Here is a 12,961-nt window from a genome sequence, read left to right as displayed (position 1 = left end):
AAATGTTAGATGAAATTTGCTGGAAACATTATGGATACAGTAGTGGAGCAGTGGAGGAAGTATTGCTTGAAAATTCAGGCCTTGCAGAACATGAAAGTTTTTTGCCCGCTGGATTAAGAATTAAGCTTCCTAAAATTCAAAAAATACCGAAAGAATCTGTTATAAACATTTTAGATAAATGACACCAGATTTTGATATAGTAGCAAAAAATAACCCAGTAACAGAGGTTTTAAAAAAGAGTTTAATATTACTACGTGTCACTGATGGATCAGGTACTACAAGTGACGAAGCTGAGATATGTATTAATTATAGCTCTAGCGCTTTAGAACTTAAGGGTAATTTACAGGTTTTTCTAGGATATAAAGAAACAGGTTTATTACCTATGGGGGTATATAAGGCAAATCAAATTACAATACAAAGTCCACCACAAACTTTAAGAATAAAATGTGACGCTGCAAGTTTAAGAGGATCATTAAAGGAAAGAAAATCAAAGGAATGGAAAGACATTACCTTGGGAGATTTGATTAAAGAAATAGCACAAGAACATGGGTATGAAGGTAAAGTCGCTGAAAGATTTGAAAATATATTTATACCACATACCATTCAAGCAGATGAAAGCGACATGAGTTTTTTGGAAGGATTAGGCAAAAAATATGATGCACTAGTAAAACCAGCAGGAGGATATATAATTTTTATTCCGAAGGGAGAAGCAAGATCAGCGACTGGAAAGATGTTAGGCACAACAGTACTTACACCTAAAGATATTATAAATTGGGAGGTAAATTTTAATGTGCGTAACAAATATGGATCTGTTATTGCAAAATGGCACAGTTATGAAAAGGGAGAAACTATAGAAGAGAAAGTGGGAAATGAGGGTCCAAGTTATACTCTGCAAACGCTTTACTCTACTGCAGAATCAGCAATTAGTGCAGCAGCAGCTAAGTTAAAACAACTAAAACGTAGTACATCAAATTTAAATGTAACTGTTCCTGGTAATCCAGAATGGCTTTGTTGCATAGCACTGATAGGCATGTAAATCACAATGAACTTACGCAGCTAATTTAAATTTAGCCATACCAATATCAGTAAATTTGTTCAGTAAGTAGCACTTAATTAACAGCTCTTTTTCACGATTTACCTCTGATTTATTTTTCAAGCCAAACCCAAATATTTGCTTCAACCTATAGAAAAAGACTTCAATATAAGACCGTGCTCCATACTTAACTTTTTTCTTCCATTCATTAATACCATCTTCATAATTCTCATATGACCTAATTCTACTAATATACTTGTTTCTTTCTGATAAGTAGTCAGCTAAACAAATTTTAGTATCCTTCCTAGGGCGAATAATAGGCACAATATTGTATTTTCTGCATTCTTTATACACACTTTTTATATCATAAGCCGCATCTGCTCGAATAGAACAAATGTTATATTTATCACTGACTTCTTCTAACATATCGCAGACCGGCAAATAGTCTACAGCAACACCACTAGTGTAGTTCATGCTTATTGCTTTCTTATCATTTATGTTTAAAATAACATGTAATTTTCTTACTTGACCATAACCACTGTATTTTCTTTTTCGAATATTAAGCTTACTATGCCCACCGTTATTATTGTAGATACTAACTCTAGTGCTATCTACGGCAATTTCAACATTTTCCAGATCATCTTTATTGCTTCTATGGTCATCAATCTTCAAATTAAGCTTTTTAAATCTTCTGGAAGCTTGTGTATAGCTGATAATCTTAAGTTTTTTGCCTATTTGTACCATATAACCTTTTACAAAACCTACAGCTTGTCTCAAGCCAATTCTAAAAAGATGAACTATTATGTGTATTAAAATTACAACTTTATCACTATAAGTGTTATTGCCACCTGCAACTTTTGGACTATTTTCATACCAATTTTCTATGGCTTGATTAACAAAATGAAAAACATTTCCTCTTTTTTTTAGAAACTCATTATATTCTCTTTGGTTACTTACTCTCATTTTTTGTGGCATAAGTTATACTTGTTTGAAAAATGCCTATTTTACAACAAAATGCGTTAGTAACCATAAGCTTTTCTCCTTACAATAACCTCAACCAACACTAGCTATGCAACAAAGCCATCCAGAATTATTTGCAGAAGCTAAGATCAGTCTTTCAGGATTTTGTCAGGAAATTGAAGGTGAATGGGTAATTAGCAAGGCAGAACATATTCTGAATAATAGAGGATATCAAACTATAGTAGAGGCAACAGTGAGCAAAGCTGTTTAAGTGAAACTTAAGCAAATGGTCATTTAATTCTAAAAAAATGTTAGACATGAACAAAATAAGTAAGAACATAAAGAATAAGATAAATTTTCTATGGCTGATGATAACAATTATATGTGTTGTTATTACATGCTGCTATACAAAGAGTAAAGCTGTGGGTAATTATAAAGCAATACTACAAATTGCCTCTAAGAACTGCAGTTTGGCAGTTACAGAATTTTCAGTAAAAAACCTATTAGATATTAACACACAAATTCCTATGATGAGAGCTTTGCATTATTCATCTAGTTCAGGGTGTCTGCAAGTTGTAAAGTTTCTTGTAGAGGAAGGAGCTGATATAAGTGCCACAGGTGGATATATGGGATGGACAGCCTTGCATCATGCTGCAGATAAAGGCCATTTAGAGGTTGTTAAGCTTTTATTAGACAAAGGTGCAGATCCCACTGCTACAGCTAAAGATGGAAGAAGACCTAGAAATATGGCTGTAGTGGAATCAAGACACAATAAAGATAAACCTTACAGGGAAATCATTAAGCTACTTGCAGAAGCAGAGGACCGATACGAATCAACAAAAAGTAATCACTAAAGCTGTAAGTTTTCTATAATCTGTATATAAACTTCTAAAACTATCCATAATAGATTAATACCTTCACATGCAAAATCAAAAAATCCCAATTACAGTAATTATCACGTTATTAATACAAACAGTAGCATTCATATGGTGGTTATCCAAGCTAGACTCAAGGGTACAATTTCACGATAAACTTATTGAATATGGTTTAATGGAAAAAGTGTTAGTACTTGAGGAGAGGGTAAAAAATCTTTCTGAAGAATTAGATGAGTTTAAATTGCAGGTTTTAAGCGGAAAAATTAAATCTTAATACCTTGACCTAAACTTACAATGATTAAATACATTTTATCCGTTGATGGAGGTGGTATTAGAGGCATCATACCAGCCATTATTCTAGCAGAAATAGAGCAAAGGACAAGAAAACCGATAGCTGAAATCTTTGATCTTATGGCAGGGACCTCAACCGGTGGAATTGTTGTAGCTGGATTATGTAAAAAAGATAAACCTCAATATTCTGCTAATGATTTAGTCGAGTTCTATCGGGAATATGGACCATATATTTTCAAGTCTTCATTTTTTAGGCGATCAATATTATCTTGGTTTAACTGTGCACAATACCCATATAAAAATATTGAATTTGTATTGGACAAATATTTTGGTGATGATACTCTACAAAACACTTTAAATAATGTACTGCTTACCAGTTACGACATTCAGAATAATTGCCCATTTTTCTTCAAAAGCTGGAAAGAAGGTAATATTAAGCTGAAAGATGCACTCAGAGCTGCAACGGCTGCCCCTACTTATTTCATACCAAAACATCTAAAAATTGACCAGATAGACAGAGTATTAGTGGATGGCGGGGTTTTTGCAAATAATCCAGCGGCATGTGCATACGCAAGTGGTAAGAAATTGTTTCCAAATGATGAGATTATACTGTTATCGGTAGGTACTGGCAGAACAGATAGAAGCATAGAGTATGCCAATTCAAAGAGATTTGGAAAAATAGGCTGGGTAAAACCACTACTACATGTGATGTTTGCCTCAAGTTTAGATGCAGTAAACTACCAACTTGATCAAGTTATAGCTGATAAATATATACGCATACAATCGCAATTAAAAATAGCGTCACCCGACATGGATAATATTACATCAAAAAATATCAAATCTCTTCAGCAAGAGGCAAAGGCAATGATAGAGGACAACCAGAAAGTGATAGAGAAATTCTGTGATGTTTTATCTTGATAGGTAGAAATACCAAATTCTGCAGAGCTAAACAAAGGTTTAGAATGGATAATATATTAACCATTTTTACTTATATCTTAAACACAATTCAATTTTCACAATCACCCAACTCATCAACAGTTAGGCCACTTGCTCGCACAATAATATCAATTGCAACACCGGCCTTAACTAGATCTTTTGCAACCTTGATCCTTTCTATTTTTTTAACTTTTTCCTTGCCACTTTTCATATCTTCAGATAGAGATTTGACTAATGATTCTTGTTCTCCGTACTCATCCATTAAACTCAATAGCTTTTTGCTTTCTCTTGTTTTAGGTAGCAGAACTTTAATATTCACTGATAATCCTTCTGCTATTTGATATAATTTATCAAATGATATGGCAGTGTATCCTTTTTCATACTCGTGTATTTCTTTGAGTGTTAAACCAACTTTGTTTGCTAAATCTTTTTGAGTATATCTTCTTATCAACCTCCATTCTCTTATTCTTTGCCCTACTCTGTAATATATAGAATCAGTGCAGATTTCTCTCTCTGTATTATCATACTCATAAATAGATAAGCCGGTTGCTTGGGAAATTATGTCAACTGACACTCCTTCTTTAACTAGATTTTTTGCTATATCTAATCTAACCTCTTCTTGATTAATTTTTTCGCTAATATGAACAAACCTGACTAATGAAGGTACTATTTTGCCTAACTTTTGATTCTCGTATATTTTTGTTAGATAGAGTATTTCCTCGTCTTCATCTTCATACTCTCTTACTGTTATTGGTTTAGGTAATAGATCTACAGCATTAACTGACAATACTCTTGCTATTACATATAGTACTCCAACTGGAATAGGAATATACCCATTTTCATAACTGTTTACTTCTTGGTATGTTAAACCTATTTCACTTGCTAATTCTATTTGAGTATGACCTCGCATTAACCTGCTATTTTCTATTTTTTGTCCTATTGCGTAGCTTATAGAACTAATATCTCTTACAGAAACAAACATATATATCTCAATTTAAAAAACAATTTTTTGATCAGCAGATAAACCAACTATTTGCAAAATAATATCAATAGAAATTCCCCCTTTTACTAGATCCTTTGCAACTTTAATCCTTTCTATCTTTCTCACTTTCTCCTCACAAATGCGTATCCCTTCAAACAAAGATTTCATTAGTGCATGACGTAGTTCTTGGCTCTCAATTTCTTTGTATTCTTTAATCAAATCAGGTACTACTGTACTACCTTCATCTTCCTCTATTAGTAGATCTGTAATACTAATCGATAATGTTTCTGCTATTGCATATAATTTTTCCAGTGGAATGGCCACACGTCCTTGCTCATAGTTGCTTATTTCATCACGTGTTGTAACCATTTTCTCAGCCAAATCCTTTTGAGTATACTTCCGTACTGCCCTCCACTCCTTTATCTTTTTTCCTATTTGGTAGTAGATAGAACCTACTTTTTCTTCAATACATTCATCAGCAGACAGACCAATTGTTTTTGCAACAATATCAACAGAAACTCCTGCTTTAACCAAACCTTTTGCAATCTTTATTTTCTCTGCTTTTTTACTACTTTTTTCACTAATTTGGACAAAATTGGTTAGTAAACAAAACATCTTACGTAACTCCTGATCATTAATCTTTTTATATTCTCTTACTAGATTTAATATTTCTTCTCCCTCATCTTCAAGACAGCTTTTTGATATAGGAATAAGATCGGTAATACTGATTGATAGTGCCTCAGCTATAGCATACAACCTTTCAATTGAAATTCTACGGTTCCCTTTCTCATATTGCAGTATTACCCAGTATTTTACACCAATTTTCTCAGCTAAATCTTTCTGAGTATACCCCCTCTCTAACCTCCAACTTTTCACTTTTTCCCCTACTTCACAGTCTAGACTTTTTTCCACGAAAACAACCATGCGTATAATATTTTCTACTATAGCTCAAAGGCTCCAGATATAACGGTAGAAAAAACCTCTGGAACCTTAAAGTTTGCTGTAGACGCATTAAAGTTCCCTAAAGGTTTCTTTACTACCTCCACATACCCTATTTACCCATGAAGACAATACTTCATCATTGCTAATCTCTTTTATAGCATACTTTTCATTCCATATGCCACATCTAGTGAAATTACCTCTTTCTACCACTTCCTTAAGCTTCACTCCCCCAAAGAGGCAATTTTTTCCTATTTCTTCGCCTCTTTTTTGTAACTCAGCCCACATTTCCTTGTTTTCTACTCTGACTTGTACTTGATCATATTTTTTTACATCGTGGTACAATATAACATTTAGCTTACCAATGCTCGTAGGAAACTCTAACATGACAGAGCTGCCATTTGACATATCGGTATAGTTTCTTACACCTCCTTTCTCACTTTTAACCTCAACTGCATCATTACCAATTTTTAAAATATTACTTCCTAACTCTCTCAGTATTTTGGCAACCTCTACTTTACTGTCCTCAGAAAATTCTATATATAATGTTGCATTGTCTATCTCGATATCTATTAATTCTCCTTCTTGCACAGCACTTTCGCTAGCCTTCTCTAGTTCTTCTAGCTGCCTATCTATCTGTGGCTGAACTTCTGGCTGTAGCTCATTATAGATTTCACCTATCAGTTTATTCTGCAGTAGAGTATCATGAAACTCTGCACCACTTAGCATTAATTTACGTATTAGCTTTTTACGATCAGCCTTATCAAATTTATGAAAATGTGTACCTAATACTACATACTCTTATATGTTAAAAACAAGTCTTTATAAATGTCACGAAATGGCGGTATAAAGACACGCAGAGAGGAGGAACCGTACATACTCTTGGTCATAAGGACCGTTTTGCAGCAAGGTTCTCCTCTCTGGTTTATTATACTGAAAGTTCCGAACAACTGGTTGAGCTTTTAGGCTCGTATATAAGGGTGGAAAATGCAGTATACACATTATTTATGGAGGGATTATGAATTTATCAAATATTATTACTGGCATTGATATTAGCAAAAATAAACTAGATATCCATATTCATCCACTTGGACATCATAAAGTATTTGAAAATAACGTTCAAGCTATTGATCAAATAATCGACTTTTTGCGTTTACATAACGTAACCAAAGTTCGACTTGAAGCAACTGGTGGGTACGAAAAATTATGTGCTTATACTTTATTAAGCCATGGTTTTGAAGTATATGTCATTCAACCAAGATGGGTGAGAGATTATGCAAAAAGCCTTGGTATTGCTACTAAAACTGATAAAATAGACTGTAGCATCATCTCACGTTATGTTAGTAATACAGACATGCGTGTCACTCCTTTAAAAGTTAGTAGTATTGACTGTTTGAAGCAAAAATTATCTCGCAGGAATCAACTAGTAGAAATAGCAAAAATACAAAAAACCCAAGCTCATCAAGTAACCGATTTATCTATAATCAAACAAATGGAAGAGCTACTTGCAGTTTTACAAAATCAAATTCAAGTCTTAGAAGATGAGGTAATGGAATTAGTCGATAAAAATCAAGAGCTTAAAAAAAAGTACATGTCAATAACTAGTATACCTGGTGTAGGTGCAATAACAGCTATTACTTTTATTTGTTATCTACCCGAGCTTGGAACTCTCCAACATAAAGAAATATCCAGCCTTTCCGGAGTTGCACCTTTTAATCGAGATAGTGGTTTTAGTAAGGGAAAAAGGTGTATTCAGGGTGGTAGATCACAAATTAGAAAGGTTTTACATATGTGCATTCTTAGTGCGCAAAGGTACAATTCTTATATAAAAATCTTCTTTGATAGGCTATACAATCAATATAAAAAACCATATAAAGTTACCTCTACTGCTGCAATGAGAAAATTACTTATCCTTGCTAACTCTTTAGTAAGAGACGGTAGACTGTTTACTGAGGAGTATAGCCCTAAAACTGCTTCTATATAGCAATAGCATAGCTGTGAATAAGTACGCCCACACAAATTTTAAGTACTTATTCACAGCTACATCAATTTTTCTATTGACTTTTAACACAACTGCTGCAAAACTCCATTCCCCATCATTACATGCATTTAGCCTTGCTCCAGCAGCTAGTGCTTCGTCTACAACTTTGTGCAGTTCATTTGGACTTTTTGCTCTTACCACAGCACTTTTAAGCCAGCTCAACTTTTCTGCACTTGGCTTTATTTTTTGCAAAGCTGAAGCAAATGGATTCAACCCTTCTGGATAATCTGCTTGATTACTCAAAGGTTTTGTGCCATATATGTAATCAAGTCCCTTTCCGTAGTTGATTTGAACGTCTCTATTAGGGAAGGGCACTTCTCCAGGTTTTTTAGCCTTATTGGTTTTGCTTACAAAGGTGGACTGCTGGTTAACATGACCAATTCCTATAATAGCATTTAACATCTCACCTTCTGATAATTTATCAAGATCAACGTTTAATTGATAAGTACCTCCTTTCTTATCATCAAAAGGTACAATTATTTTATTACCCATATTATCCTCACTATTAAAAATACTTTTTAAGCGTACAATAAACTTTATTATTATACATTCTATTACTCATTATAAATTATAGTGAGTAGATTTGCAAATACTTTCTACTATAACAATCCGTTTTCTCGAAAGCTGAAATAGCCTCCACTTGTGATGATAATATGGTCAAATAATCTAACGCTTACAGTACTACATGCTGCTGCTAAGCTCTTCGTTACTTCTTGATCTTCTTCTGATGGTTCTAAGCGTCCCCCAGGATGGTTGTGTGACATTATTACTAATGTTGCATTCTTTATTAATGCTTTTCTTATAATTTCCTTTATGTATACTGGTGCTTTTTCCATTTCACCAATATAGGATTCTTCTCCGATTAGTTGGCGCCTTTTATTCAAGTACAGTATTTTTACACATTCCCTCTCTGCATGACCTATACTTACGTTCAAGTATTCTACTAGCCCTTGTAAGTCCATGATTGGTTCTCCCTTGAGCTTTTCTCTCAGTACCCTTTCTAGTGTTTCCTTAACGCACATAATCATTGCTATTGAAGAATCAGTTACTCCTTCTATGACTTTCAGGTCATCCATTTCTCGGCCTAAAATCCTTCCTACTCCCGTATAAGTATTCACCAGATTTTTAGCAATTTCTTGAGCTTGCGGCCTTTCATGTACTGCACTTAGAAACGTTTCCATTATTTCACGATCAAGTAGTGCTTTGCCTTTGCTTTCTAATATTCTGAATTCGATTTCCTCTTTACTTTTATTCATATAATTTACCCTTCACTAACAACAAACTTTTTTTAAATATTTACTGCTGTTTTTTTATCAGCATTGGCATAGAGCCATAGCTTCCGAGTGAAGTCAAATCAATTTTTCAATCTTTTTTACTTATTTTTTCATCAAGAGGTAAAGATATTAATATATGGTGATTTTTTTATTTTAAACTTGTTGAATTTCGCCTAAAGAGAGGCCTGTTATTTGCAAAATAATATCGGTAGAAATTCCTTTTTTAACTAAGTTCTTTGCAATTTTGATTCTTTCTTCTTCTCTAATTTTCTCCTCACAAATCCGTATGCCTTCAAGCAGAGATTTTATTAGCACATACCGTAATTCTTGACTCTCAATTTCTTTGTATTCTTCAATTAAATTCGGTAATTCATTTTCCACTTTATCATCTGCATCCTCTGTTAGTTCAAGTAGGTCCATGATATTAATCGATAATGTTTCCGCTATTGCATACAATTTTTCCAGTGGAATAGCCACACGTCCTTGTTCATAGTTGCTTATTTCGTCACGTGTTGTACTCATTTTCTCTGCTAAATCTTTTTGAGTATACCCTCTCACTATCCTCCACTCTTTTATCTTCTTTCCTATTTGGCAGTATATAGAACCAACCTTTTCTTCAACACACTCATCAGCAGAGAGGCCAATTGCCTGTGAAACAATATCAACAGAAATCCCTGCTTTAACCAGACCTTTTGCAATTTTTATTCTCTCCGTTTTTTTACTATTTTTCTCACTAACTTGAACAAATTTGGTTAGTAAACAAAACGTCCTACGTAACTCTTGATCGCTAATCTTTTTATATTTTCTTATTAGATTTAATATTTCCTCTCCCTCATCTTCAAGACAGATTTTTTCATTTGATACAGGAATAAGATCTATGATGCCAACCGATAACACTTCTGCTATAGCATACAATTTCTCAATCGAAATTTTACGTGTTCCTTTTTCATATTGTAGTACTATTTGATACGTTACGCCAATTTTTCCCGCTAAATCTTTTTGAGTATAACCTCGCTTTAACCTCCAGCTCCTTACTTTTTGTGCTATCTGGTACCTTATCGAGATATTTGCCATAAATATTATACAGGTTAATACTACCAAATAAAGATATACAAAATGTTTGCATTTTAGTTGAATATTTCTTCAGAATTGTGTATAATTATTAATGCTTTTTAACTTACTTTCTCATGGCTCTTTCGAAGTTTCTAGATCCTAAGAATGACATATCATTCAAACGCATCTTTGGTACTGAAAAAAATAAAGATATCCTTATTCACTTTCTTAATGATATTCTTGGCTTCACTGGCAAAAGTGCAATAAAGGATATAGAGTTTTTAAGTACTATTCAAGACCCTGATATTGCTTCTAAAAAACAAAGCATTGTTGATGTTCTCTGTAGAGATGAAAATGGGCTGCAAGTGATAGTCGAAATGCAGGTCGCTAAAACCAAAGGCTTTGAGAAACGTGCCCAATATTATGCTGCTAAAGCTTACTCAAGACAGGCTGATAAAGGTGATCAATATCATGATCTTAAGGAAATTATCTTTATTGCTATAGCAGATTGTATTTTATTTCCTGATAAGTCTGAGTACAAATCAAAGCACACTATTCGCGATGAAGATACTAATGAACATGATCTAAAAGATTTTTACTTTATATTTATTGAGTTGCCTAAATTTCCAAAAACCAAAGAAGATCAGCTTACAAGTATAGTTGAAAAATGGGTCTACTTCTTTAGATATGCAGATGAAACTAGTGAAGAAGAGCTAGAGAGAATAATAGGAAGTGATCTAATAATTAAAAGAGCATATGAAGAACTAAATAGATTCAACTGGTCAGAAAAAGAATTTATTGCCTATGAACAAGAGATCAAGCGTATTCGTGATGAACAGGCTGTCCTTGCTCAAAAACTCGATGATGCTAAACATGAAGGTAGACAAGAAGGTAGACAAGAAGGCATCCAAATCGGCCATCAAAAAGGTAAAATTGAAGGTAAAATTGAAGGTAAAATTGAAGGTAAAATTGAAGTTGCAAAAAATTCACTTAAGGCCGGTGTCTCTATTGATGTTATAGCTCAAATTACCGGTCTCTCTCATTCTGAAATTTTACAACTCAGGAAAAAAACATAATTATTCACTTCAATATTTATGAAAACCTTTCCTAAGTTAAACATACCACATAATTAAGGTAACCGTTCACGGAGATAAGGTGGTTTACAAAGTAAGTATAAAAGTGTAAAGAGATAGGAATCTAAATATGGAATGGGTAAATGACAACAGTGCTGCAAGAAAAGGTTGTAGCAGAAAAGGCTAATCTCAAGGAAGAAATAAAAGCACTGATCAGAGAAAATGATAGCTTGAAAGCAAAAATAGTTGAATTAGAAGACAAATTGGGCTTAAATTCGCAAAATTCATCGCTGCCACCATCACGAGATATATATCGTAAGAAAGCAAAAAAGAAAAGTGATAAAAAACCAGGAGGTCAGCCAGGACATAAGGTGCATAAGCGTGAATTAATGGCTGCAGACGAGGTAGTGAGATGCACAATTGATACAATTTGTATGTGTGGAGGTAAGATTACTTTAGAAGATGAAATTATTCATCAGAAGGCAGAGTTGCCAGAAATTAAGCCAATTGTAACTGAGTACAGGTTGCAAAGAGGACATTGTAGAGTATGTAATAAAAGAATTACAGCAAATTTACCCGAAGGTGTTGCAAGAGATTTTCTAGGACCCAATGCTAAAACAGTTATAAGCAGCCTTAGCGGCTTTTTTATTAACTCAAAAAGAGAGGTACAGCAAATTTTGGGCAGTATTTTTAATCTAAATATAAGCCTTGGTTTAGTCTCAAATACTGAACGCAGGGTATCGAAGAAGTGTGCATCTGAATATGAGAAAATGAAGGAAGAGTTGCAAGGAAGCGAGTATTTGCATATAGACGAAACAGGGCACAGAAATCAAGGAAAGAGAGGCTGGAGTTGGGTAATAACAAACAAAGCGTTGACACTTCTGAAGGTAAGCGAGTCTCGTGGTAAGAAGGTGTTGAAGAGTTTACTGCCAGAATATGATGGTATAGTTGTGAGCGATAGATACGCTGTATACAATTACTTCAATCGTGAAAATAGACAGATATGTTGGGCACATCTGGCAAGAGATTTTGAGAGATTTGCCCATAGTAAAAATGTTGAAGTGAGCAAAATTGGCCAAGCACTAAAATCGCTCAGCAATAAGGTGTTTGTAGTAGATAAGGCAAAAAAACAAAATTTGATAGATAATTTGAGATTTTATCGACTGGTGCGAAAAATTCGGAAAAGGGTAAAACATTTTTTACGTAAAATGACGAGGGTTGCAAATAGCACTCAAGCTTCAAGAATGGCCGCTAAGATGTTACGATCTGAGGATATGATGTGGAAGTTTTTAAGAAAACCTGAAGTGATAGAAACAACTAATAACCTTGCAGAACGGCAAATTAGACGGTACGTAATTTATCGTAAAAACAGCTTTTTCACCTGGTCAGAACGTGGAGAAAGATTCGTGGAAAGAATGTTGTCGATATTTTTGACATCACGTCTAAATGGCCAGAACCCCTTTCAAAAGCTACAGAATCTAGTAGCTGTCACTGCTTAGTTCTT

At 34.0% G+C, this 12,961-nt stretch carries 14 protein-coding genes and 2 pseudogenes; 9 read left to right on the top strand and 7 right to left on the bottom strand.

Translation table 11 applies throughout. The features are described from left to right. Nucleotides 1-2 precede the first annotated feature (2 nt). Nucleotides 3-182, top strand: coding sequence for a tail protein X (locus tag OPR58_RS05410; protein ID WP_265022940.1), 180 nt, complete (start codon nucleotides 3-5; stop codon nucleotides 180-182). Next, complete coding sequence (locus tag OPR58_RS05405; RefSeq protein ID WP_265023126.1) at nucleotides 179-1,036, top strand: phage late control D family protein; 858 nt, start codon at nucleotides 179-181, stop codon at nucleotides 1,034-1,036. The genes OPR58_RS05410 and OPR58_RS05405 overlap by 4 nt, the downstream gene beginning before the upstream one ends. Nucleotides 1,037-1,048: 12 nt before the next feature. Here the strand turns inward: OPR58_RS05405 and OPR58_RS05400 are convergent, their stop codons facing one another. After that, a complete protein-coding gene (locus tag OPR58_RS05400) occupies nucleotides 1,049-2,008 on the bottom strand; it encodes an IS5 family transposase (RefSeq protein ID WP_265022212.1) in 960 nt (319 codons plus the stop codon). 94 nt (nucleotides 2,009-2,102) lie between these two features. On the opposite strand from OPR58_RS05400, the gene OPR58_RS05395 reads away from it, so the two are divergent. From OPR58_RS05395 to OPR58_RS05380, 4 genes are all read left to right on the top strand, one after another. After that, nucleotides 2,103-2,264: a hypothetical protein gene (locus OPR58_RS05395; RefSeq protein ID WP_265022937.1), complete on the top strand. Its 162-nt coding sequence runs from the start codon at nucleotides 2,103-2,105 to the stop codon at nucleotides 2,262-2,264. A gap of 151 nt (nucleotides 2,265-2,415) precedes the next feature. Next, a complete protein-coding gene (locus OPR58_RS05390; RefSeq protein ID WP_319606855.1) occupies nucleotides 2,416-2,847 on the top strand; it encodes an ankyrin repeat domain-containing protein in 432 nt (143 codons plus the stop codon). A 67-nt stretch (nucleotides 2,848-2,914) separates the two neighbouring features. Next, complete coding sequence (locus tag OPR58_RS05385) at nucleotides 2,915-3,142, top strand: hypothetical protein (RefSeq protein ID WP_108784223.1); 228 nt, start codon at nucleotides 2,915-2,917, stop codon at nucleotides 3,140-3,142. 20 nt (nucleotides 3,143-3,162) lie between these two features. Beyond that, entirely contained in the window at nucleotides 3,163-4,077 is a 915-nt protein-coding gene (locus OPR58_RS05380; RefSeq protein WP_265023125.1) for a patatin-like phospholipase family protein, read from the top strand. 88 nt (nucleotides 4,078-4,165) lie between these two features. Here the strand turns inward: OPR58_RS05380 and wmk (OPR58_RS05375) are convergent, their stop codons facing one another. From wmk (OPR58_RS05375) to OPR58_RS05365, 3 genes and pseudogenes are all read right to left on the bottom strand, one after another. Further along, nucleotides 4,166-5,077: a WO male-killing family protein Wmk gene (gene wmk / locus OPR58_RS05375; RefSeq protein WP_265023124.1), complete on the bottom strand. Its 912-nt coding sequence runs from the start codon at nucleotides 5,075-5,077 to the stop codon at nucleotides 4,166-4,168. A gap of 12 nt (nucleotides 5,078-5,089) precedes the next feature. After that, entirely contained in the window at nucleotides 5,090-6,001 is a 912-nt protein-coding gene (wmk, locus tag OPR58_RS05370; RefSeq protein WP_265023123.1) for a WO male-killing family protein Wmk, read from the bottom strand. Nucleotides 6,002-6,088: 87 nt separating this feature from the next. Beyond that, nucleotides 6,089-6,817: pseudogene (locus OPR58_RS05365) on the bottom strand (hypothetical protein); the annotation flags it as partial. 217 nt (nucleotides 6,818-7,034) lie between these two features. Between OPR58_RS05365 and OPR58_RS05360 the strand changes: the two are divergent. Further along, complete coding sequence (locus OPR58_RS05360) at nucleotides 7,035-8,000, top strand: IS110 family RNA-guided transposase (RefSeq protein ID WP_265022277.1); 966 nt, start codon at nucleotides 7,035-7,037, stop codon at nucleotides 7,998-8,000. Between the two features lie 81 nt (nucleotides 8,001-8,081). On the opposite strand, the pseudogene OPR58_RS05355 reads toward OPR58_RS05360, so the two are convergent. The 3 genes and pseudogenes from OPR58_RS05355 to wmk (OPR58_RS05345) all read right to left on the bottom strand — a co-directional run. Next, a pseudogene (locus tag OPR58_RS05355) lies at nucleotides 8,082-8,549 on the bottom strand (hypothetical protein); the annotation flags it as partial. A 107-nt stretch (nucleotides 8,550-8,656) separates the two neighbouring features. After that, complete coding sequence (locus OPR58_RS05350; protein ID WP_264705641.1) at nucleotides 8,657-9,313, bottom strand: JAB domain-containing protein; 657 nt, start codon at nucleotides 9,311-9,313, stop codon at nucleotides 8,657-8,659. Nucleotides 9,314-9,484: 171 nt separating this feature from the next. Continuing rightward, nucleotides 9,485-10,405 (bottom strand): WO male-killing family protein Wmk, encoded by a 921-nt coding sequence (gene wmk / locus OPR58_RS05345; protein ID WP_265023122.1) that lies wholly within the window; start codon nucleotides 10,403-10,405, stop codon nucleotides 9,485-9,487. Between the two features lie 113 nt (nucleotides 10,406-10,518). Here wmk (OPR58_RS05345) and OPR58_RS05340 point away from each other — a divergent pair, with 113 nt between their 5' ends. Further along, entirely contained in the window at nucleotides 10,519-11,460 is a 942-nt protein-coding gene (locus OPR58_RS05340) for an Rpn family recombination-promoting nuclease/putative transposase (RefSeq protein WP_265023121.1), read from the top strand. A gap of 140 nt (nucleotides 11,461-11,600) precedes the next feature. Continuing rightward, nucleotides 11,601-12,956, top strand: a complete 1,356-nt coding sequence (gene tnpC, locus OPR58_RS05335) for an IS66 family transposase (protein WP_265022241.1) — start codon at nucleotides 11,601-11,603, stop codon at nucleotides 12,954-12,956. Nucleotides 12,957-12,961: the final 5 nt, after the last annotated feature.

Source organism: Wolbachia endosymbiont (group B) of Ischnura elegans, assembly GCF_947251585.1.
Classification (GTDB): Bacteria; Pseudomonadota; Alphaproteobacteria; order Rickettsiales; family Anaplasmataceae; genus Wolbachia.
This window is presented reverse-complemented; position numbering and strand designations above follow the sequence as displayed.